The sequence below is a fragment of the Parabacteroides goldsteinii DSM 19448 = WAL 12034 genome, assembly GCF_000969835.1.
GTDB lineage: Bacteria > Bacteroidota > Bacteroidia > Bacteroidales > Tannerellaceae > Parabacteroides > Parabacteroides goldsteinii.
In genome coordinates, this window is the sequence record NZ_KQ033912.1 from 375,278 (window position 1) to 397,730 (window position 22,453).

The window sequence follows — 22,453 nt, forward strand, 5'->3', positions numbered from 1 at the left end:
CCGGGACCGTTTCCTATTCATCGCTTTCCAAATAACTTTCAGCTATCTCCAGATTCTTCCGCGCCTTGCGGGGTTCCACACCCACCGCCTTACGGAACCACACCGCCGCACCGGACGGGTCGCCTTCCATCAGCGTCAGCACGCCCAGGTTGTTCCAGGCACGCGGGTCCGCCTCCACCTTACGCAGATAATCCCAGGCCGATGTAAGGTCGCCCGTCAGCATGACAGCCGAGGCCGCATTCACATTCGCCACCACATCATCCGGAAAATGAAAGGCGGCTATCTCGTAGACTTCACGGTATTGTTCCGTCCCGGGACGGTAATAGCGTGCCACGGCATACATCTCCTTCAGGCTCAGCAGGTCGGGATGCGTATAGATCAGTTCGGCCGCTTCGTCGCCCTCCACTTTGCGGACATCGTATTGAACGACAACCTCTATACGCCGCAGTTTCGGAAAGTAATGGCGCATCATCTCCCTGTAGGGCGTCCCGCCCTCTAAATCCATCAATTGCTTTTCACGCCCGTTGAAAATGCCATAACGGCGGATGATAAGGAGCACGGCATCCTGCCACGAAGGTTTTTCCCGCCTCATAAGATCGGACAGTCCTTCCCAGTCCTCTGCCACCGAAGAGACTTCCACCAGGTCGCGAGGAATGCCGTATGCATTCCGCAGGTAATAGGCAAAAAGCCCCGAACGCGCTTTTGCCAGCCGTTCATTGTCGCCGTAAGGTCCGTCGGGGGAAGAATAACCGCAGATACGGATACGGTCGACCGATGTAAAACGCTTATCCTGCAAAGGCACCATGATACGGTCGATCTTATCGATCTCTTCGCGGTTGTTTTTATAATCAGGATAAATATCGTCCTTGCCGATCGGGTAATCGAAATAGAGCACGGCACTCTCGGTATGGCGTTTGCCGGTCTGGCCAGTTTCAGGACGCAGATAGGATACCATCGACTCGTAAGCAGTCACATCGACAGCCCGTTCCCGTACCCGATGCGGGATCGCAGGGACAACGGCCCGATCCTTCGTATTTTTTGTCATATTCGCCCGGGAAAGAGGACGCTTCTTCTGCGATCCCGTGTCAGGCACGGGAACGGGAGCCTCACCAATCGGTTGCGGCACATGGTTTAAGCTGAGTTTACGCACCAGCGTATCCACTCCCAACAGTTGGAGGTCACAGCAATCTTTCACCTCCTGGCAGAGTAATAAAGAAGCCTGCTGCATCCACGAGGTGTAAGGGACGGACATCCGGTAAGTTATTTTCTTTGATCCCGTATGCCGGGTATCGCGGATGCGCATATAAGGGACGGAAGATTCTTTGCCGGCAGACAGATACCGTTCGCGACGGTCCTGACGCTCACGGATACGGCCGCTGATAATGACAGGGGGCAAAGAAAGAAGTTGTTTGGACGGTCCAAGCAATTGAGGGGTAAAAATAACGGCTGTGCTTGCGGACACATTCACTGCCTCCAGGTCCATATCGAGCTGAAGTTGCAGGCTGTCGTTACGCACAGAGACCTGCTGCGGCACGACACGGATATGCTGCGCGCCGGCAGGCAACGCAAAAAGCACCAGGCAAACGGCCCATACATATATATTATAGAAGAAGGTATGTTTCATCGGACAAGTTATTTTAGCGTAGAAAATAGATGACTGAAAAACCGATACGCGTCGGGCCGAAATAGCTACGGCTGTAAGAACCGGATGCCTCCGCACATTCGGCACATTTATATTTGGTATATTTCATCGAAACATAACCGCCGCCGATCATCGCCTCTAATCCCCAGCGGTTGCCGACCGCCCAGTGGTAGCCATAGGTTACGCCGCCGCCGTAAAGGTCACCTCTCAACACATGGTCTTTCAGGCCGGAAATAAACGGAATCATGCCGATATTGAAATGACCGTAATGACCGTGTACCCCGAAGAAATGCCCTTCAAACTTGCGGCACGGCCAGAAACGGACTTCCGGCTGTATCAGGTACAGATTCAGACGCATATCATCCGGATACTTCCAGGCGTTATAGGCACCCCAGATATCCATGGTGAATTGACGTCCCATCCCGAACTCCACACCGGTATTCGGAGTGGTGGTCGCCCAGAACAGGAGATTCGTTTTCAGTGCGGTTTGTTGTCCATACATATTTGTCGTTAGCAACAAACAACCGGTATACAGCAGCGATAAGTAAAGAACCCTATACATTATATTAATACTAGATTTGGTAACCGTCAGAGGGATTCTGTCTCTTAGGAAGAGACGGAACAGGGATACACAAAAGGCACAAGAATCAGGGATTTCAAACTGTTTTATGGTGCCATACTGCAAGAGCAGAACACTCAGGGACAACATCCGGAAAACAAAACGGGAAGATGAAAAAAAGGGAAAGTAGAAAAGTGCTTGTTTTTCAAGTTTTATCATTTAGCATCCCTGCCAAAAAAAAGAGATACAACAGGAAAACAAACAGTAAACAACAGATAATCAATAGATAACAAACAGAAAAAGAAGCAAAAAGACAGACATAGAAAGACCGGAGAGAGGCATGAACAACAGGCCTTCTTTCTTAAAAGATGTAACAATATTCAGTAAATACATGAATATTAAGGCTAGTCATATGGAAAAACACCGTACTAAATGGTGCAAGTATAAAAAAGAGTTAGTACATTTGCAAAGTTTTAACACTGACTGTCACCGACGGACCGTCTCTTCCTAAGAGACAGAACACACCTCACAATACGACTTTATAAACAGGCTTTGATTTACAATTCCTCTTATGTATCACGATTTCATTGGCACGATCCACCCGCGAGGTATCCAGGAGCGCCATATAGATACGGGTCGTTTTAACAGACTCATGTCCCATACCCTGTGAGATAAGTTCTTCCGGTATCCCTTTCTGTGCGGCAACGCTGGCCCAGGTATGACGGGCAATATAAGTCGAAAGGTCGGTCCCGACCATCTTTCCCAGTTTCTTCAAACGCTTGTTCTGAACACGCAGCGCACTCTGATAACCGATATAGTCCGGGCGGGAACCCGTAAGGACTGGGAACAGGAAAGGGCCGGATACATATTGGTAACGGGCAATCAGTCTCCTCATTTCGGGTAGCAGACGTATCTGCAACTCCTGCCCGGTCTTGCGCCGGATATAGACGATCTTATCCCCCACGATATTCTTCCGCGTCAGATGAGCCAGATCCACAAAGGCCATTCCACGGGCATAATAAGAGAACAGGAACAGGTCGCGTGCCAGCTGCAACGCAGGCGACAGAAGCTGCAAAGCGACAAGACCCAGGATCACATTCTCCTGAACCGCACGTTTGCGCGTCTTTTCAATACCGGTATGGACATTACTGAAAAGCTGCGGGATGGCTTCGACAAGGTTATCCCTTACCGCCCGGTTACGGATAGCCCGGAGCACGCGAAGATAGAAAGAAACGGTATTGGCACAAACACCGGAACTGAACAGGTAGGTCTCAAACTCTTTCAAAAGCGGCGCGTCGATCTCGTCCAGCCTGAGTTCGCAGCCACCCCGGAAATGCATAAAGGCATTCAGCGTACTCTGGTAATGCCTGGCCGTTTCATCCTTGCCCTCCCCTTGCAGCACACAGATCTGTTTCTCCACATATTTTGTCAGGTTGGCTACCGCAAAACGTTCCTTACACGCCTCCACTATTTCATCCGGAGTAAAGGAACCCTTTTTCTCCTTCAAATAGATTACGGACCGGACTGTCCGGCAATCGCGGGAAAACTGCTCACGAATGGCATACAATTCTTTTGACCGTTCGGAAGTGCTTTCACCCGGGATATTGATTTCCTCCCTGCCTCCGTCCCACTCTTCTTCGGATAACTGGTACGGCAAAGCCATCTTCCGGACCTCGCGGCGATAGATAATCTGCACATAGAGCGGCATCCGCTTCCCAGCCTCTATCGACTTACGCCTTTTTACTTTTACTGATACGTTATACATACTGGTTTCATTTTGTTACCTAATATAACAAAATGAAAACAACTATAGCCTACTGTATTTCAGACTTATTCAAACAATATACGGAACCTTGTCAAACCGTCCGTATAAGTACGCAGGGAAAAAGAGCAGTTCTGTTTCTGCAATACTTCGCGTATAAAGATCAGGCCGATCCCCTGCCCGTTCGGTTTGGTGGAGAAAAAAGGACTGAATAATTTCTTTTCAGTTTCTTTGTCTATTCCTTTACCGGTATCTGCTATTTCCAGGCAGACAGGGTTACGTGAAGTACGTATATAAATCTTGCCGTCGCGCTCGATCGACTCGGCGGCGTTCTTTATAATATTGACAAGCACCTGTTCAAAAAGCGAACTATCCAGCCGCACAACAGGAGACACTTCATCCAGCTCCATAATGATTTGAATGTTGCGGTTCTGGCAAACCGTCTCCATAAACCGCTTGCAGGAAGTCACCACCATATTCAATTCATGGTTACGTATTTGCGGTTCCGGGATGCGCACCACATCGGCAAAGTTTGTAATGAAATGACTCATGCTGTAACAGCGTTCGATGGAAACACGCAACACGTCGCATATATCTTCCGTATTTTCCATCTCGCTGAAAGTGGATTCCAACGTATCCAATGTAGATGTAATACCGGCAGTTGTATTATTTACCTCATGGGCAATCATGCGGATCACCTTTTCATAGGCTTTCTTTTCAGCCTTAAAGACTTCCTGCGTCAGTATTTCCACCAGATAGAACGAGTGATGGAATCCCCGGTCGACAAAAGAGGAATGCGTACATTTATATATATTGGCATCGTTCAGGCGAACAGTCTGCGATTCATACAAGGGAATACGCGCCAACTCCACCGCCAACGGGGAATCTATCTCTGTAAAGGATTTTCCGGCGAAATCGACCGACAAAGGTTGTCCGAACATCTTGCGGGCAGCGGGATTCAGCGATATGATCTCGTTATCCAGATTCAGCATAATCACTCCCATAGGAGAAGCATTGATCAGCAAATCCAGGAAATGATTCTGTTCCCGCAGGTGCAAACGTTCGTTTTTCAACTGTTCCATCATCTTATTGAAAATGTCCACGATGCGGTCGGCCTCCTTCTGCCCGACACGGCTCAGGCGGGAACTGAAGTCCTGCTCTTTCAGCAGTTCCATACCATTGCCGATAATATCCAACGGCTTGATGATACGACGGTAAAAAAGGAAAAGGTACAAGATCGTAACCAGGACAACACCTTCCACAATAAAGAACATGAAGGAAGAATAATTATAGAAGACATGGTAAGTGATAACTGCCAGAATAGTCAGCAGCAACCCGGTCAAGATCCAGAACAATCCTTTTATCCTCATTCGAATATCATTTATTTATCGGTAGGTATTCCGTATTTCTCTAACCGGCGGTATAAGGCTGCCCGGCTGATTCCCAATGCGGATGCGACATGCGAGAGATTTCCCTCATGTGTATCCAAAGCCTGAAGGATAGTCCGCCTTTCAATCTCGTCCAGCGTCATACCCTCGAAACTGACGGCTCCGCCTTTTCTCACGGATTGTTTGTTCCCCAGATTCAGGCATTGCCCTTCAAAATCGGACACATCCAACAAGGATTTACCGGATACCAGCATCGTTCTTTCCACAAGGTTCTTCAATTCACGGATATTTCCGGGATACGGAAGACGTTGCAGGAAACTGACGGCATCCGAAGAGAAAGTGACTTTAGGCAAACCGTTGACTTCCGACTGCTTATCGGCAAAATAACGGGCCAACAAAGGAATATCGTCTTTCCGCTCGCGAAGGGCGGGCAGATGGATCGTGATCAAATTGATACGGTAGAACAGGTCTTCACGGAACGTACGTGCGGCAACCATTTCCGGAAGGTTGCAGTTGGTAGCACTCACCACCCGGATATCCACTTTCCGGGGACGGCTGTCGCCCAGCACTTCAAATGTTTGGTCCTGCAATACACGCAATAGTTTTACCTGGCAGGATAACTCCAGGTCACCTATCTCATCCAGGAAGATAGTTCCTTTGTTTGCCATTTCAAAACGTCCGGTACGGTCTATATAAGCATCCGTAAACGCACCTTTCTTATGACCGAACATCTCGCTCTCAAAAAGGCTCTGAGACAATCCTCCCAGGTTGACCTTGACGAAAGCCTCTTTCATACGGGGACTATTGGCGTGGATCGCTTCCGCAATCAGTTCCTTGCCTGTCCCGCTTTCACCGGTAATCAGCACCGAAGCATTGGTCGGTGCTATGCGGGAAACGGTTCCCAACACATCCATCAGCGCATCACTCTGTCCGACAATCTTCTCGAAATGGAATTTACTGTCCGCATCGTTCCGGTTCAACGGCGATTTCTGCATCTTCTTCTGCTCATTCAGTTCCAGAGCCGTACGGATCGACTTCAGCAACACCAGGTTGTTCCAGGGCTTGGTCACAAAATCGAAAGCGCCGGCCTGCATACCCTGCACAGCCAGCGAAATGGAGCCCCAGGCGGTCATTAAGATCACTGGGACATCCGGCTGAAATATCTTTACTTGTTTTAATAGCTGTATCCCTTCTTCTCCCGTCGTAGTCAAGGTAAAGTTCATATCCATCAGAATCAGTTGGGGCGCTTCCCGGCGCACAATAACCAACGCTTCTTCAGGCCCCGGAACAGCTTCCGGTTCAAAGCCTGCCCGCTTCAACAAAAAAGTAAGCGAAGAACGGACAGCTGCGTCATCATCAATAATTAATATCATATAGGTTTCTTTAATTGGGTTTGTAAAGATACGAATAAGTTACCTACTTTCTGACAATTTCCTCAAAATCGGCATCCAGATTACGGTCGTTCAGAAAATCGTAAAGCGTCACGCTGCGGACATTATAGAAATAACTCCAGAAACCGTATAATTCCTGTATGTGCTTCTGTTTGGCATCATCTTTCGATTGCTGGGCATCATTCAGGTCGAGAATATTGATCTTGCCGATCATAAATGTTTCGATAGATGTCTGGTAGCGTTTCTGGGCGATCTCATCGGCTTCTTCCGCAATTTCCAACTGGGCAGCCTGGTTGTTGAAGTTCTCCACCAGCAAGAAGATATTCTGGTTGAATGTCATCTGGTCCTGACGGTTTTTGGAGAGAACCACTTCGCGGTTGGATTCGGCAACCTTAACCTTTCCCTTCCGTTTTCCCCAGTCCAGCAAAGGGATGCTGAAACCGACTTCCACCACCTGGTTATCTTTCAGCGGATTGTAAGCGCCACTGAAATCACGGTCTTTCCCTGTATATCCCACGGAAGCAAACAGGTTGATATCGCGGCGTTTCCCTTTGGCCGTCGCTACTGCATAATCGGCTTCGAGTTGTTCGCGTAGTATGCGTTTGGCAAACGAGTTGTTTTCCTGGGCTTTCTCCAATACTTCTTGATAGACCAGCCGCATGTCGGGGACAGATTCGGGGATGACCGGTTCTATCACATCTTCCTCGCTCAATCCCAAGAAAGAACGCAGCTGGAACATTTTGGCGTTCAGGTTCGACTGCGCTTCCGTCAACTTACCTTTCGCCTGTAAAGCAGATAATTTCAATTGCATCAGTTCACTTTCAGAGATATGACCGATCTTGCGTTTCGCGATAGCGATATCATACAGTTTATTTGCGTTATCCAGATTCTGCACAGACGTTGCCAGGTTTTCTTTCGCCAACAGAAGATTGAAGAAGTAAGCGATTGTCGAGATGGTTACCCCCTCTACGCTTTCAATATAAGCGGCTTTTGCTTCCTGGTAACGAACAGGTTCGATCCGGCGGTTCCATTTCTGGTCGTTCACGCCGAAGATAGGTTGCGTCAGGGTCAGACCGACCGGGACACTCATATATTCATTGAAGGCACCATGCCCCAACTGGCGGGAGAAATTAAGAGAAGAGTTCAATGAGATCTTACCGCCTGTCAGAGCGATATTCTGGTCGATAGAGATCGCTCCGTCCATCGACAGGTTATTGTCCTGCACAAAAGCATAGGTTCCGTCCGATTGTTGGTAACGTGAATATTGCTTGCTGTAACTGGGGAGCGTTCCTTTAAAATTAACCTCCGGCAATTGGTCGGCGACATGGGTACGGTATTCCCAGTAAGACGTCTTTAATTCGTTCAGAGCCACAGCCGCATCGACAGACTGGTGTTGTGCCAGCGTAATGGCATCTTTCAAAGTCAGACGGACTACATTATCTTGTTCTTCGGCCTGTAAACCAAAGCATGTCAGCAATAAATAAGTAATGGCTATATAGATCTTTTTCATCGTAATATATGTTTTGCCATGCTACAGGCAAAAGGTATGCCAAAAACATATATCATTGATTTTCTGAGTATAACACAAAAGAATAGTGTCCGATAATGAACAGTATGTCCGATAATGGAGTTATGAAGGGAAAATGGACAGAGTTCGTTAAGAACTCAGGAAATTAGGGGGGCGCTATAGAAATAATGGAGTTATCCATAAACAGAAAGATTTAATTGTTGCAAATAAACCTGTAACAGCCAAGCCACTTGATTAAAAACTGCTTATTTCCGGCAAGATTTCTCCTTGTTTCCTCCCCTGCCAATTCCCTTGTGGTACTTTTACAGAACCCGGCTTTATCGCATTATCCTTGGTGGAAGAGGAGAAAAAGAAGAGAAAAGATGAATTTTATCGCATGTTTGATTGCTTATCCTCTGTATTTATTATCTTTGTCTCCATTAATAACAAAGTTCTTAACGAACTCCATTAAATAAGAGAAAATGGCCTACTACAAATTATCGAATACGCTGTATTTCCGGTAATACGGTAGTTAATCCACTGATTGAGGGCGAAGAACAGAAAGTGAACAATTTATATTAACTAATATCAGAGAACAAAAAGAAGTAAACCATACTCCTGAAAACGGAGTATTTATACCGATTTAAAGGATATTATGCTGAAAAGTTATACCCTGCTTCTACCGCAGAACTACGTCTCCGGCCAAGTATCCCGAACACTTGTTCTAAAAACGATTTAAACCTGTAGTATATGAATAAAAGTAAATTGATCGGACAAATAGCCGCAGACACCGGCATGACGAGAGCAGCGATAAAGGCGGTACTCAACTCCTTCATTGACAATACCACCGAAGCCCTGCAAGAGGGAGATACGGTCGTATTCCAGGGATTCGGTACCTTCCTGCCCTGGGAGCAGACCGAACGCCCCGCCCGGAATCCACAGACCGGAGAGCCGGTGATGATCAAGCCGCGTACCTCCGTCAAGTTCCGCGCCGGCTCAGACCTGATAAAGGCGCTGAACAAATAATTTTGCACATTCCGGTAGTTACAGCGTTCCGGGACTGAATTTCCATAAACTGGAAGAAGCCGGTCCCGTCCCCTGCGAACAGAATATCTCCGACCGTCTGGTGTTAGACGATATACGTCATAATGCAGTGATCGTAGCCTGGTCTGCCTATAATGCTGCAATGAGGGATGAGAGAATGCCAAGAAAATAAAAGAGAAACATTTTTCAGTTGACAAAAAAAGACATTATCCGTTTATTCCTGATGTTACATTAATTTAACGGGGCCCAGCATACCTGTCGGTGCCCATTTCTGATGATGGGTCCATGCCTGCCCTATTTTGTTTTCAGGCGTACCCTTCAGATAATTACCGACAGTTGTCGTGATCTTTATCTGCAATGATTTGACCGGTGCCTTAGCTAAATGTTCCGGCAGTTGATACACACGGTTTCCATACCATTTGCATCCCAGTTTTTCCCCATTCAGGGTTACTTCCGAAACGCCATATACTTTCCCTAAATCCAGGTAATTGAATCCGGCTGCATTATCGACCGTCTTTTCATAATACAGGTCGCCGGAAAACGATTGTGTTTCCGGGTTTGCAGAGAAATCCACCAACGTATCCAGCTCACGTTTGGCCGACTCGCCATTGACATGCGCCATTCCGACCGTCCATCCGTTCAGTTCGAGCGGAGACGAACTCTGAAGCGGCAAAGCCGGAATGGAGATCTTCGCGCCTTTCGTTTCCTCAAAAACAATCAGTTTGGATGCGGCCGGCCCCAGGTCGATCTGTAAAGTGGAACCGGAAGAGACCGGATAAGGTGTCCGTTCGCCTGTTTCCGGATTCCATAACCAAGGTGTTCTGCCATTCGCCTCAAATGTTGCCTGTATCCGTATTCCATCCTCCGGATTACAATTCGTAATAAAATGGTTCTTTACCGACAAAGATCAGTTTACCTCCGGCTTTAACGAATTCAACCAGTGTTTCTGCTGTCGTCGGCATCATCGACTCAACTTCCAGCAGCATCAATGTATTATATTTCCTGTTATTGAAAACAAGATTGCCTTTCTTGAAACTACTTTGCTGAATGATATTCTCACTTATGTAGTCACAACTATTTCCGTTCTGATGAATTGCTTCCCACACATGATATTGATAAGACGGATAATGCAGGCTGGGGAACGGATCACGCTGTGGTCCGTGTATCATCCACATATCAGCCAGCGGATGCATCACGGCAATATCAGCAAAGAAATCGGATTCCTGAAGGACAGTCGACACCCGGCTTTTATAGGTCGCCCACAAATTGAAATAAGGCCACCAGCTATTCCGTTCGTTCAGAAATGCGCCGTACATGATCCAACCGGGGAACGGCACTTCCAGCGGACTATAATTAAAACCGTGCAGGATCGAATGGGTCACACCGGAAAGGTTACTCTGGTCGCCCATCATCTTCATTTTCTCCACTGTCAATAAACCGGCATCCTTGCATAAAAGGAATTCCCAACACGAAAAAGATAAAATAATTCAACCCTTACTATTGTGTCATTTTTGTAACATTTAATATCAATAATACAACATACATCCACCCGGTAAATAGTAATTTTATCAACTATTTATAAGAAAGAATACTTTTGATAAAACACTTATTCATATTTTATAGAAACATGAAAACGACCTTAAAAACACTTATATTAAACTGTTTACTTGCCAGTTGTTTTATAACAGTCCACGGACAAGATTTTTATGCCAGCCAGCGGGCATCCTGGTTACAAAAAGCAAAAGAAAGCATTCCTCAACTGACCGTTACAGAAAAAAAGCCGGTCGGTTTAGTACATATAATAAAAGATGAAAATGCTTTCCAGCAATACAAAGCAGAGCAAACAGCACCTATAAATACACTCTACGATAACTCTTTTAAGGAGACAAAAGCCGTCATTGTCGATTTCGGAGAGCACATAACAGGTAGTTTCAGTTTCAGCACGGAGTTACTAAAAGCCGAGGCAGACGCACCGGCACGCTTCAAACTGACATTCGGAGAAGTTCCTTCTGAACTGGTAACACCTTTCGATCCTTATCAGGGAGGACTCAGCCGTGCGTGGTTACAAGATGAAATAGTCACCATGATGACAATGCCGTCAACGATCACCATTCCACGCCGTGTATCCTTCAGATATGTAAAAATAGAACTTATCGCGACTCCTCCCGGATATGACTTCTGTATTTCCGGAATGAAATGCGACGCTGTTACTTCTGCCGTCAATACGCCCGGAGAATTATCGGCTGCCACGCCACAGATATTTAAAGACATAGACCGGGTTAGTTTAAATACTCTGAAAGAATGTATGCAAACCGTTTACGAAGACGGTCCCAAAAGGGATCAGCGTCTGTGGTTGGGCGACTTATATCTGGAAGCATTGGCTAACAACTATTCCTTCAAACAATACAATCTGACCAAACGCTGCCTCTACCTGCTGGCCGGACTAAGCGAGCATAACGGAAAACTAAACGCAACTGTTTTTGAAACCCAGGAGCCCAAGCCCCAGGCAAAACAACATTTATATGATTATTCTTTCCTGTTTGGCGTTACCCTCAAAGACTATTTGCAGGAAACGGGAGACAGAGAGACGGCTGAGGATCTTTGGCCCGTTGTAAAAAAACAATTGGAATCAGCTTACCAATACCTACAGGATGACGGAACAATGAATTACGAACGGGCATCCCGTGAATGGTGGATATTCTTCGACTGGAAAGACGGATTACATAGAGAAGTAGCTTTTCATGGCGTTACTGTTTTTGCTTTCAAAGAGACCTATGAACTGGCAAAATTACTGAACAAAGAAAATGAGGTCGCCCAACTTCCGGGACTCATCAAAAAGATGAAAAAAGCTGCCCGAAAGCATTTCTACAATCCAAAAACGGGTTTATTCACAGGCAAATTGAATGATCAGGTTTCTTATGCTTCCCAAATATGGATGATACTGGGAGAAATACCTACACAAAAAGAAGCCCAACGATCTTTAAAAGCCTTGAAAACAACAGAGAATGTCTGCACTCCGGGAGCCCCTTACCTGTTCCATTATTATATAGAGGCCCTGATCAAAAGCGGAATGCCGCAAGAAGCCCGAAATGAAGTAGCAGAATACTGGGGAGGAATGATCCACAAAGGTGCTGATACATTCTGGGAAGTTTATGATCCTAAAAATGAGTTTTTATCTCCATACAACTTTTTCCCGGTCAATAGCTATTGCCATGCCTGGAGTTGTACACCGACGTATTTCATCCGGAAATATCCGGAAATATTTCAGGAATAAGTTCAAATACACGTTGAAAAAGTTCATCTAGATTTATTCCGGCATATAAAAGCCTCATACAATCAGGCTACTAAATATCAACACCTTACAACAACACAAATCATTCACTGACCGAATATTGAAAGCTTTTGACCGATAGATGAAACTCTTTCAGGGCAGAATTATATTTCTTTGCCAATGAAAAATCTATATATCATGAAGAACGTGTTTTTAATATCAGTTTTATTATCTGCATTCCTGGGAGCTTGTACACCGGCAATGCAAAAAAGTGAACTATTCATGGAATTGCCGGATGATTGTCCGACACCCGACGGAATGGCAATTGCCCCAAATGGCGACCTGATCCTGGCTTGTCCGAACTTTGCCGATTTGTCGAAACCAGCCTGCCTGATGCGGATTACTAAAGACGGGAAAATCAGCAAATGGATGAATGTACCCATATTAGAAGAAACAGGTTGGGCTGCTCCCATGGGAATCACCTTCGATGATGAAGGAAACTTATTTATTTGTGACAACCAGGGATGGAGCGGAGCTGAAAAGGCCAGGAACAAAGGCCGAATCTTATGCTTAAAATTAGATGGCTACGAACTGAAAGAAGTTATCGAAGTAGCCACCGGTATGGAACACCCCAACGGCATCCGCTTCAGAAATGGGAAATTATATGTAACACAAAGCTCCCTCTCCTCCATCCAGGATCCGTCCGGACTACTGGTAAGCGGAGTCTATTGCTTCGACAAGAACGATAAGAATATAAAAGTAACCAATACAAAAGCAGATAAGAACCTGCTCACAACCGTCATTACGAAAAACAAAGCAGTTCAGTACGGACTTGACGGAATCGTATTCGATAAAAAAGACAATTTATATGTAGGAAATTTTGGAGACGGCACCATTCACCGAATAACCATGGATCCCAAAGGCAACGTTATCGGAAATGAGATATGGGCACAAGACCCGTCACAACTACGCACCACCGACGGAATGTGCATGGATGACGACGGAAATATCTGGGTAGCCGACTTTTCTGAAAATGCAGTGGCCCGTATAAACAAGAACGGCCGCATTCAGCGTATCGCCCAAAGTCCGGATTGCGACGGCAGCGACGGTGGTCTGGACCAGCCGGGAGAACCGATCGTCTGGAACGGCCAGGTGATTGTATCCTGCTTCGACATCGTGACAGGTCCCGACAAAGTAAATACCAAACACGACAAGCCTTTTACACTAGCTAAATTACAATTGAACTAACAGATCATAAACCTAAATATCATGAAACACTACTTATCTACATTTGCCGGTTCGGCAATATGCGGAGGATTTGCTTTCGGCATCTGGCCGGAACTTTGGAAAACATACGGTTTAATGGGAGGATGGCTGGCTGCTACCCTTATTATCGGGATCATGTGGTACATGAACCATTATAACGGAGCCATATTAAATCCGGAAGGAAAAATATGGCTGGACCAGGGATGGTGTATCGGCTCTGCCGGCATAGCCTGGGGAATCGTCCGTTTCCAGGGTGATTTCACTCAGTTTTTCCTGGCTGCCCCCACTTTGCTTTGTTGTCTGATCGGAGGTGCTTTAGCCGGAATAACCATCTGGATAATGCGTTCATGCGGTAATCGCCTGTCAAAAGAGGAGGATGCAGTATGAGCGAATGGTTACAAACTTACAATGAATTGTTCGGCATGTACAATGCCGGTATCATAACCAGTATATTCGGTTCTTTCGCCGTCACTTTTACAGTTATATTCTGCTGGCCCAAACTGGTGAAAGATTTTGGAGCAAAAGGAGGATTTATTGCGGCCGCCTTAATTATAGGAACATTCTGGCTGGTGAATCACAAATTGCCCGGTTTCGGTTTCTCCACCGGTTTAGCTACCGATGTAAACGGATTACCCATGCAATTCAGCCTCATCCATCAGGGAGCCCGCGGAAGTGCTCCCTGGGTGGATATGGGCTGGGCCATCGCTATGGGATTTGTCGTATGTGATACACTCTGTGCTCCCAGAGGGACACGTTTGGGATTATTGAAAGAGGCATTTCCACGTTGGGCCGTCATTATTGCCGGGGGGATAGCAGGAGGCATCCTGGTCGGACTGACCGGATATACGAATGCTGCATTATAAATAAAATTCAAAGACCATGGCAAAATACGTCATTGCACACGATTTAGGAACAAGTGGCAACAAAGCCACTTTATTCAATGAAGAAGGCATGCTGGTTGCATCCCGTGTCGCCTCCTACCAGACTGTTTATGCCGCCGGTAACCGCGCGGAACAGGATCCGTCCGACTGGTGGAAAGCCATAACAGAAACAACAAATGCATTACTTCAACTCGTATCACCCGAAGAGATCGCCGGAGTTGCCCTGAGCGGCCAGATGATGGGATGCTTATGTATCGATAAAAAAGGGAATCCGCTTTCTCCACACCTGCTGTACTGCGACCAGCGTTCACAGGAGGAAGAAGCTTTCCTGTATGAAAAAATGGACCCGCTTCATTTCTATGAAATAACAGGACACCGTATCAGTGCTTCCTATTCAATAGAAAAATTAATGTGGATACGAAAACATATGCCGGAAGTTTTTGCAAAAACGTACAAAATGCTTAATGCAAAAGACTACATCAATTTCCGCCTTTGCGGTACGATCGCCACCGACCCGTCAGATGCTTCCGGAACAAACGCCTACGACCTGAACAGATGGTCATGGAGCGAAGAGATCATAGAAGCAGCAGGACTGGATATCTCCCTCTTCCCGGAAGTCCGTTCTTCTATTGATGTTATAGGAGAAGTAACGGAGGAAGCAGCCAAAGCCACCGGACTCCGTAAAGGTACACCGGTTATCTGCGGAGGAGGCGACGGCAGTTGTGCCGGAGTCGGCGTAGGTTGTGTAGCCCCGGGAACATCCTACAATTATCTGGGCTCCTCCTCATGGGTTGCCCTGACAGTAGAAAAGCCGGTTGTAGACGAACAACGCCGTACCATGAACTGGGCGCATGTCGTACCGGGCATGCTGCATCCGTCGGGAACTATGCAGACGGCAGGCGCTTCCTATAACTGGATGGTGCAGCAACTCTGCCTGTTTGAACAGGAAGAAGCCAGAATCAGGAAAGGGAATGTGTACGAACTGATTGACGAACAGATACGGAAATCTCCGGTAGGCTCCAACAAACTATTGTTCCTGCCTTACCTGATGGGCGAACGTTCTCCCCGCTGGAACGTAAATGCCAAAGGCGCTTTTATCGGACTGACGGTAGGACACACGCATGGCGATATGCTTCGTTCCGTCATGGAAGGCATCACCCTGAACCTGGGACTTATCGTCAATATATTCCGCAACCACGTCCCCGTAGAAAATATGACGGTAATAGGAGGCTGTGCTAAAAATCCGATCTGGCAGCAGATGATGGCCGATATTTATCAGACTGAAATAAAAATCCCGAACTATCTGGAAGAAGCGACCTCCATGGGCGCCGCCATCCTGGCAGGAATCGGAGCCGGCTTATTCAAAGATTTCAGTGTAACCGACCGGTTTATCCATATCGACAAAAAGATCAGTCCTATCCCCGCCAATGTAGAGAAATACAAAGAATTAATAGCTGTTTTCGACCGGACGTACGAGCATTTGAAAGATGTTTATACAGACCTGTCGGATTTAAATCTATAAGAATGAATATGAAAGGAAAAATGAAAAGCGTAATCGCAACAGCTCCCGGCGTAGTAGAAATCCGGGAAATAGATATGCCTGTTATCACTCCGTACCAGGCCCTCGTAAAAACAGAAATGGTCGCTTTGTGCAATGCCACCGACAGCAAACTGATAGCCGGACATTTTCCGGGGGCAGATCAGTTCCCGATGGCTTTAGGCCATGAAAATGTCGGCATTGTAATAGAAGTCGGAAGTAAAGTTCGAAATTTCAAGGTAGGCGACAGGGTAATCGGCGGATTGAATGCCTCCTTTACGACACCGGGGCTGAACAGTGCCTGGGGCGGTTTCTGTGAATATGTCGTAGTAAACGATTTCGAAGTTTTGCAGGAAGAAGGCCTTGCCACTCCGGAACAAGGCTGCTGGGACAGCTTCGAAATACAGAATGCAATACCGGCCGATATACAGCCGGAAGAAGCAGTCATTGCCTGCACCTGGCGTGAAATAGTGGGTGCATTCAAAGACTTCCGCCTGGAACCGGGAAAGAAAGTGATGGTATTCGGTGCCGGTCCTGTCGGGTTGAGTTTTGTGAAACTCGGCAAACTATTCGGTCTCGGACAAGTGGATATTGTCGACATGCTACCTGCCAAACTGGAACTAGCCAGACAAATGGGTGCTGATAATGGCTATACGCCGGCTGAGATTGCGACACCCGAATTTATCGCTGCCGCAAATCGTTCATACGATACGGTCATCGACGCTGTCGGCCTGCCTTCCATCGTTCATTCGGCCCTACCCCTTATAAAAATGGCCGGAGATATTTGTGTATATGGCGTAATGACAAAGAATCCGACGATCGACCTGGACCAGGCTCCTTACAATTTCAACCTGTTCATCCACCGCTGGCCGACCCGTTCGGAAGAGAAACGGGCAATGATAGCCCTGACCGAATGGATACGCGAAGGCCGGCTGTCCGCATCCGACTTCATCTCCCACCGCTTTAAAATAGAACAAATCAACGAGGCCCTGGAAGCCGTAAAACGTAACGAAGTAATAAAAACAGTTTTAACATTCTAAACATCATTTATCATGAACGAAATAATAGCGAACTTATCAGTAAAACAATTGGCAGGAATGATCGACCATACTTTCCTGAAACCTTTCGGCACAGCAGAAAACATTGAGAAACTATGTGACGAAGCACGCAAATACGAATTCGCCATGGTTGCCATCAATCCGGCGGAAGTAGAAACCTGCGTCAAACTGCTGGAAGGTTCGCCCGTCCGTGTCGGTGCAGCCATCGGCTTTCCGTTAGGACAGACCACGACCGAATGCAAGGCTTTCGAAACACGCGACGCCATCGCTAAAGGCGCGACGGAAATAGATACAGTAATAAATGTACGCGCGTTACAAAAAGGCCGCCTGGATATTGTAAAGAAAGAAATCGAAGAGATGGTTGCTATCTGTAGACCGGCGGGCGTTATCTGCAAAGTGATTCTGGAAACCTGCTATCTGTCGGATGCCGAAAAGGAAACAGTCTGCCGGATAGCCAAAGAGGCTGGAGTTGACTTTGTTAAGACCTCGACTGGTTTTGGAACAGCCGGTGCGACTGTAGAAGATGTAGCCCTGATGCGCCGTGTAGTTGGTCCGGAAATCGGAGTAAAAGCGGCTGGCGGTATCCGCGACCTCGATACTGCTTTAGCCATGATCAAGGCAGGAGCAACCCGCATCGGCACATCCAGTGGAGTTACTATTGTGGAGGCTTATAAAAGTGCTATTAAGTAAAAATCCCCACTAGTATGGGGATAATTCCCCATTGCAAAGGGGATTATTCCCCACGCTAGTGGGACTTTTTCCCCACAAAGAAAAAATAAGTGGGGAAAAATGACTTCCGTTTGCCAATTCCGGCAAACCAATAACAACAAAGAAGGGAGTAATATATATGAATAACTTACACAAAATAGGATTAGGACTTATGCTCCTCATTCTGGCAGCTTGCCAGAACAAGGAAAAAGTATATAAGGACCACTATCCCGCCGACAAGCAGGAATTTATAACAGACATACAAGACCGGTTTAATAAAATAAAGGCAACCGAAGGTCTTGTTTCAAAAGACAGTACTGCCACCCTGATCCGGGAGGCACATCTGCATTTCTATCACCACTATCCGGTTTACTACGACTGGTGGCTACAGGATGGAAGCGATGTAAAATGGTTTGACAAAACATTGCCCGAACAAATTTCAGAGCGTTTGCAAAAATTACAGCAGGAAACCAAAGTAACCAACACGCCGGAAAGCATAACACAGGCTTTATCCGCCTATCTGGATGCCTGTAAAGCAAGAAGGGAACAACGGCTGGCATCCTTTATAAAAAACACTCCCGAAGTCGTGTTTACCAAATTCCGCACACTTCGCCCTTCCTTTTTCGCTTATACGGAAGGTCTGTCGGATGCCCGCGCAGAATGCAACTTCTTTGCTGGTGGCGAGCTGGCTTATTTCAAAATGGACGGGATCTGGGCAAAGGAAGAAACTTTATTAAAAGATACAGCCGGTGTCTTCCGGGATCCGGATGTTCATTTCGACGGTAAACATATTCTCTTTGCCTGGAAGAAATCACAAAAGGAGGATGATTTTCATCTCTATGAAATGGAGATGCCGTCGCGGAAACTGAAACAAATCACTTCAGGTCTGGGATTTGCCGACATAGAGCCGATCTATCTGCCCGACGAAAACATTCTGTTCAATTCGACCCGCAACGGAAGTGCAGTGGATTGCTGGACTGTCGAAGTCAGCAACCTCTATCTCTGCGACCGTGAAGGACGTTATATGCGCCAGGTTGGTTTCGACCAGGTACATACATCAAACCCGACACTGCTCGATGACGGACGGGTTGTCTATACCCGCTGGGAATACAATGACCGTGGCCAGGTATTCATGCAACCGCTTTGCCAGATGAATCCGGACGGTACCGGACAAGCGGAATACTATGGCGGGAACAGTTTTTTCCCAACCACACTCACCCACACCCGGCAAATCCCCGGAACCCGGAAAGTGATGGCGACAATCCTGGGACATCACACTCCCCAGCATGGCAAACTATGTATCATCGACCCGGAAGCCGGACGTGACGAGAATGAAGGCGTCATGCTGGTTGCCCCGCTCCGGAAACCGGAAGCCGTAAAAATCGACGCCTACGGGCAGTTCGCCGACCAGTTCCAGCATCCTTACCCATTGAATGAAAAGGAGTTTTTAATATCCTATACCCCATTAGGTTACCATGTAGGTCATCCGATGGAATTCGGTATTTACTGGATGACACCGTCCGGTGAACGGGAACTGCTGGTTTCAGACGCCAGCATATCTTGCAACCAACCGGTCTTGTTGTCCGAACGTGAACGTCCTTTCCAGCGCGTAGACAATGTGGATTACACAAAAGAGGAAGGTGTCTACTATATGCAAAATATCTATGAAGGCAACGGCTTGAAAGGTGTTCAGCCCGGAACGATCAAAAAACTGAGAATTGTAGAACCCATCTACCGGGTAGCCAGTATCGGTGCTGCTTTCGGTTTTGATGCGGGTGGTGCCGGACATGCTTTCTCTCCGGTAGGTGTCGGCAACGCCAGCTGGGATGTAAAACGGATATTGGGAACTGTCGATGTTAATCCCGACGGTTCGGCTTTCTTTAAAGTTCCTTGCCGTACTCCGCTTTATTTTCAGGCATTAGACGAAAACAACCGGGTTGTGCAAACCATGCGCAGCTGGTCGACACTGCAACCGGGAGAAACGCAGAGTTGCGTGGGCTGTCATGAACATAAAAACACCGTTCCGATAGCCTCGCATCCGGTATCTATGGCGATGAACACCGGTATCCAAAAGATCGAGCCGGAAGGTATCGGCGACCGTTGTTTCAGTTATATCAAAGAAGTGCAGCCCATCTGGGACGCTCATTGCATTTCCTGCCACGACGGGGTAAAAAGCAAGCTAAGCCTGAAAGGCGAATTAAAAGTAGTAGACCAGCAGACGAAGCGTAAATTCTCAGACTCTTACCTGAACCTGACTCATGCCCGTCAAATGACCAGAGATAACGACTCCTGGCAGGGAGACGCCCATCATCCGGAAGTGAACTGGATCAGCAATTTATCCGAGCCGACTTTACTTGCCCCTTATTTTGCAGGTTCCAATACAAGTAATCTGATCAAGCGACTTGAAAACGGGCATGGCGGCTGCAAACTGAGCAAGGAGGAAATAGAAACGATCGCTTTATGGATCGACCTGTGTGTACCGTTCATCGGCGATTACCGGGAAGCGAATAACTGGACACAGGAAGAAAAAGAGTATTATACTTATTATGAGAAGAAACGGGAGACATCCCGTGCTGCGGAAAAAGAAAATATCCGCCAGTATCTTCAATCATTAAAAGCTAAGAAGTAATGATCATGAAAATAAACTGGACCTACATAGCCTGTCTCTCCCTGACCATCCTGACCGGATGCAGCGGAGATGATATTTTTGCTCCGGACCATATATGGAGTGCCGGAAAGCAAGGCGGACTCCTGGTGACAAACCGGGATAAAAAAGAAATATACCTCATCGACGCCAATTTCAATAAAACCGGGACAAAAGCGGTACTGCCCGCCCCAGCAAACGATCTGGCGGAAACACCTGACCAGCATATCTGGGTAGTGTGTGACGGTGTAGACGGCTCTCTGTGCGAATTGAACGGAAAAGATTTGTCCGTCATATCGGATACCCGATTGGGACATACGCCCTCCGCCCTGTTATTCAATAAACAAACCGCATCCTTGTGGACTACGCAACGTTTCAATAATGAACTTTGGGAAGTCTCTCCGAAAACAAAAGAAGTACTGAACCGAATTCCCGTTGGACGTGAACCGGTAGACCTCGTCTCATTTGCAAACGACAGCATGCTGCTGGTAGCCAATAACCTGCCGGAAATGTCGTCGCTTGCTTATCCGGTTGCCTGTCAGTTGGATATTGTGGATGTGAACCACAAAAAGGTAGTGAAACGATTACAACTCCCGAACGGTTCGACTGATGTAAAAACCCTGGCTACAGACAGTAAAGGCGACTATGCATATGCCGTCCATTTGCTGGCACGCTACCAACTCCCGACCAATCAGGTGGACCGGGGATGGATGAGTACCAACGTTTTATCTATCATCAACCTGCATTCACAGGAAGTGGAAAACACTGTTCTGCTGGATACTCCCCAGAAAGGAGCCTCAAATCCCTGGAATGTCGTTGTTTCACCGGACGACAGCAAAATATGGGTGGCAATTTCCGGTACCCACGAACTGGCCTGTATAGACAGAGCGATGCTGCATAACCGTCTGGCACAGGTAAAAGAAGGGGGAAAAGCAACTCCCTCGACAAAAGATTATGCACATATCCGGGATGACGCCGGCTTCTTATACGGTATCCGCGATTTTTACAAAACACAGGGGAAAGGTCCCCGGGCCTTACACGTCACTTCGGATAAAGTATATACGGCAAATTACTACACCGGTGAACTTGTAGCCTTCAATCAGAGTGGAAAAGAGATGACTTCTTCTTCATTGGGTACTCCTCTCGCTTCCACTCAAACAGGCAAAGGCGACATGTATTTCCATGACGCATCGATCGGTTTCCAGGGATGGCAGAGTTGCGCCAGTTGTCATCCGAATGATGCCCGGATGGACGGACTGAACTGGGACTTGCTGAATGATGGAATGGGGAATCCTAAGAACACCAAGACGTTAGTCCTCTCCCATCAGACACCGCCCTGTATGGTCACCGGAATCCGTAAAGATGCAGAGACCGCAGTTGTTTCGGGAATCAAATATATTTTATTCTCAGCTTCAACCGAAGAAGTAGCTCCGGCTATCGATGCCTATCTGAAATCGTTATCCCCGGTTCCCAGTCCCCGACTGGTGAACGGCAACCTGTCGGAAGCGGCAAAGAGAGGCAAAGCTCATTTTGAGAAAGATTGTTCTTCCTGCCATTCCGGAACTTACTACACAGATATGAAACAATATAAAGTGAGCTGGACCAACGGACCGGACGAGCATGTCAAAATGGATGTTCCCGCCCTGAACGAAGTATGGAGAACAGCCCCCTATTTATACGACGGACGTGCTTACACAATGCAGGAAATGCTGAAAATACATGCTCCGGCAGAAGTATTATCTGAAAACGAACTGAATGACCTGGCAGAATACGTATTATCTTTATAATCAATAAA

General features: G+C 47.0%; 18 protein-coding genes. 10 read left to right on the top strand and 8 right to left on the bottom strand.

The genetic code is table 11. From position 1 onward, the window contains the following. Positions 1 to 13: 13 nt before the first annotated feature. From HMPREF1535_RS01770 to HMPREF1535_RS01795, 6 genes are all read right to left on the bottom strand, one after another. Positions 14 to 1,624, bottom strand: coding sequence for a DUF3868 domain-containing protein (locus tag HMPREF1535_RS01770; RefSeq protein ID WP_046145117.1), 1,611 nt, complete (start codon positions 1,622 to 1,624; stop codon positions 14 to 16). Positions 1,625 to 1,637: 13 nt separating this feature from the next. Continuing rightward, positions 1,638 to 2,204, bottom strand: coding sequence for a DUF3575 domain-containing protein (locus HMPREF1535_RS01775; protein ID WP_046146361.1), 567 nt, complete (start codon positions 2,202 to 2,204; stop codon positions 1,638 to 1,640). A gap of 523 nt (positions 2,205 to 2,727) precedes the next feature. Beyond that, a complete protein-coding gene (locus HMPREF1535_RS01780; protein WP_046145118.1) occupies positions 2,728 to 3,966 on the bottom strand; it encodes a site-specific integrase in 1,239 nt (412 codons plus the stop codon). A 65-nt stretch (positions 3,967 to 4,031) separates the two neighbouring features. Further along, a complete protein-coding gene (locus tag HMPREF1535_RS01785; RefSeq protein ID WP_046145119.1) occupies positions 4,032 to 5,333 on the bottom strand; it encodes a sensor histidine kinase in 1,302 nt (433 codons plus the stop codon). A gap of 11 nt (positions 5,334 to 5,344) precedes the next feature. Then, positions 5,345 to 6,724: a sigma-54-dependent transcriptional regulator gene (locus tag HMPREF1535_RS01790; protein WP_046145120.1), complete on the bottom strand. Its 1,380-nt coding sequence runs from the start codon at positions 6,722 to 6,724 to the stop codon at positions 5,345 to 5,347. 43 nt (positions 6,725 to 6,767) lie between these two features. Beyond that, entirely contained in the window at positions 6,768 to 8,252 is a 1,485-nt protein-coding gene (locus HMPREF1535_RS01795) for a TolC family protein (protein ID WP_007657565.1), read from the bottom strand. Between the two features lie 747 nt (positions 8,253 to 8,999). Between HMPREF1535_RS01795 and HMPREF1535_RS01800 the strand changes: the two genes are divergently transcribed. Further along, entirely contained in the window at positions 9,000 to 9,275 is a 276-nt protein-coding gene (locus HMPREF1535_RS01800; protein WP_007657564.1) for an HU family DNA-binding protein, read from the top strand. 244 nt (positions 9,276 to 9,519) lie between these two features. On the opposite strand, the gene HMPREF1535_RS01805 is transcribed toward HMPREF1535_RS01800, so the two are convergent. Further along, positions 9,520 to 10,197: a hypothetical protein gene (locus HMPREF1535_RS01805; protein ID WP_046145121.1), complete on the bottom strand. Its 678-nt coding sequence runs from the start codon at positions 10,195 to 10,197 to the stop codon at positions 9,520 to 9,522. Beyond that, the gene (locus HMPREF1535_RS01810; protein WP_229102478.1) at positions 10,163 to 10,711 is read right to left on the bottom strand and encodes a glycosyl hydrolase; all 549 of its coding nucleotides are present in this window, start codon (positions 10,709 to 10,711) and stop codon (positions 10,163 to 10,165) included. Before HMPREF1535_RS01810 ends, HMPREF1535_RS01805 begins: the two co-directional genes overlap by 35 nt. Positions 10,712 to 10,920: 209 nt before the next feature. Between HMPREF1535_RS01810 and HMPREF1535_RS01815 the strand changes: the two genes are divergently transcribed. The 9 genes from HMPREF1535_RS01815 to HMPREF1535_RS01855 all read left to right on the top strand — a co-directional run bounded on the left by HMPREF1535_RS01815 (position 10,921) and on the right by HMPREF1535_RS01855 (position 22,445). Beyond that, entirely contained in the window at positions 10,921 to 12,567 is a 1,647-nt protein-coding gene (locus tag HMPREF1535_RS01815; protein ID WP_046145122.1) for an alpha-L-rhamnosidase-related protein, read from the top strand. Between the two features lie 195 nt (positions 12,568 to 12,762). Beyond that, positions 12,763 to 13,812, top strand: coding sequence for an SMP-30/gluconolactonase/LRE family protein (locus HMPREF1535_RS01820; protein ID WP_046145123.1), 1,050 nt, complete (start codon positions 12,763 to 12,765; stop codon positions 13,810 to 13,812). 21 nt (positions 13,813 to 13,833) lie between these two features. After that, the gene (locus HMPREF1535_RS01825; protein WP_046145124.1) at positions 13,834 to 14,217 is read left to right on the top strand and encodes a Lin0368 family putative glycerol transporter subunit; all 384 of its coding nucleotides are present in this window, start codon (positions 13,834 to 13,836) and stop codon (positions 14,215 to 14,217) included. Continuing rightward, positions 14,214 to 14,693 carry a Lin0368 family putative glycerol transporter subunit gene (locus HMPREF1535_RS01830; protein WP_007657547.1) on the top strand — a complete coding sequence of 160 codons (480 nt, stop codon included), beginning with the start codon at positions 14,214 to 14,216 and terminating at the stop codon, positions 14,691 to 14,693. The genes HMPREF1535_RS01825 and HMPREF1535_RS01830 overlap by 4 nt, the downstream gene beginning before the upstream one ends. Positions 14,694 to 14,709: 16 nt before the next feature. Further along, a complete protein-coding gene (gene xylB / locus HMPREF1535_RS01835; RefSeq protein WP_010802357.1) occupies positions 14,710 to 16,233 on the top strand; it encodes a xylulokinase in 1,524 nt (507 codons plus the stop codon). 20 nt (positions 16,234 to 16,253) lie between these two features. Then, on the top strand, positions 16,254 to 17,288 hold the full coding sequence (locus HMPREF1535_RS01840) for a zinc-dependent alcohol dehydrogenase (RefSeq protein ID WP_087880785.1): 1,035 nt from the start codon (positions 16,254 to 16,256) through the stop codon (positions 17,286 to 17,288). Positions 17,289 to 17,300: 12 nt separating this feature from the next. Next, positions 17,301 to 17,996 carry a deoxyribose-phosphate aldolase gene (deoC, locus tag HMPREF1535_RS01845; RefSeq protein ID WP_010802355.1) on the top strand — a complete coding sequence of 232 codons (696 nt, stop codon included), beginning with the start codon at positions 17,301 to 17,303 and terminating at the stop codon, positions 17,994 to 17,996. A 157-nt stretch (positions 17,997 to 18,153) separates the two neighbouring features. Next, positions 18,154 to 20,643, top strand: a complete 2,490-nt coding sequence (locus HMPREF1535_RS01850; RefSeq protein ID WP_046145125.1) for an HzsA-related protein — start codon at positions 18,154 to 18,156, stop codon at positions 20,641 to 20,643. Then, complete coding sequence (locus tag HMPREF1535_RS01855) at positions 20,643 to 22,445, top strand: c-type cytochrome (RefSeq protein ID WP_046145126.1); 1,803 nt, start codon at positions 20,643 to 20,645, stop codon at positions 22,443 to 22,445. Before HMPREF1535_RS01850 ends, HMPREF1535_RS01855 begins: the two co-directional genes overlap by 1 nt. Positions 22,446 to 22,453 lie beyond the last annotated feature (8 nt).

Excerpts from the sequence above, each read along its gene's own strand:
- HMPREF1535_RS01770 (WP_046145117.1), bottom strand. The coding sequence starts at position 1,624 with ATGAAACATACCTTCTTCTATAATATATATGTATGGGCCGTTTGCCTG.
- HMPREF1535_RS01775 (WP_046146361.1), bottom strand. The coding sequence starts at position 2,204 with ATGTATAGGGTTCTTTACTTATCGCTGCTGTATACCGGTTGTTTGTTG.
- HMPREF1535_RS01780 (WP_046145118.1), bottom strand. The coding sequence starts at position 3,966 with ATGTATAACGTATCAGTAAAAGTAAAAAGGCGTAAGTCGATAGAGGCT.
- HMPREF1535_RS01785 (WP_046145119.1), bottom strand. The coding sequence starts at position 5,333 with ATGAGGATAAAAGGATTGTTCTGGATCTTGACCGGGTTGCTGCTGACT.
- HMPREF1535_RS01790 (WP_046145120.1), bottom strand. The coding sequence starts at position 6,724 with ATGATATTAATTATTGATGATGACGCAGCTGTCCGTTCTTCGCTTACT.
- HMPREF1535_RS01795 (WP_007657565.1), bottom strand. The coding sequence starts at position 8,252 with ATGAAAAAGATCTATATAGCCATTACTTATTTATTGCTGACATGCTTT.
- HMPREF1535_RS01800 (WP_007657564.1), top strand. The coding sequence starts at position 9,000 with ATGAATAAAAGTAAATTGATCGGACAAATAGCCGCAGACACCGGCATG.
- HMPREF1535_RS01810 (WP_229102478.1), bottom strand. The coding sequence starts at position 10,711 with ATGAAGATGATGGGCGACCAGAGTAACCTTTCCGGTGTGACCCATTCG.
- HMPREF1535_RS01815 (WP_046145122.1), top strand. The coding sequence starts at position 10,921 with ATGAAAACGACCTTAAAAACACTTATATTAAACTGTTTACTTGCCAGT.
- HMPREF1535_RS01820 (WP_046145123.1), top strand. The coding sequence starts at position 12,763 with ATGAAGAACGTGTTTTTAATATCAGTTTTATTATCTGCATTCCTGGGA.
- HMPREF1535_RS01825 (WP_046145124.1), top strand. The coding sequence starts at position 13,834 with ATGAAACACTACTTATCTACATTTGCCGGTTCGGCAATATGCGGAGGA.
- HMPREF1535_RS01830 (WP_007657547.1), top strand. The coding sequence starts at position 14,214 with ATGAGCGAATGGTTACAAACTTACAATGAATTGTTCGGCATGTACAAT.
- xylB (WP_010802357.1), top strand. The coding sequence starts at position 14,710 with ATGGCAAAATACGTCATTGCACACGATTTAGGAACAAGTGGCAACAAA.
- HMPREF1535_RS01840 (WP_087880785.1), top strand. The coding sequence starts at position 16,254 with ATGAAAAGCGTAATCGCAACAGCTCCCGGCGTAGTAGAAATCCGGGAA.
- deoC (WP_010802355.1), top strand. The coding sequence starts at position 17,301 with ATGAACGAAATAATAGCGAACTTATCAGTAAAACAATTGGCAGGAATG.
- HMPREF1535_RS01850 (WP_046145125.1), top strand. The coding sequence starts at position 18,154 with ATGAATAACTTACACAAAATAGGATTAGGACTTATGCTCCTCATTCTG.
- HMPREF1535_RS01855 (WP_046145126.1), top strand. The coding sequence starts at position 20,643 with ATGATCATGAAAATAAACTGGACCTACATAGCCTGTCTCTCCCTGACC.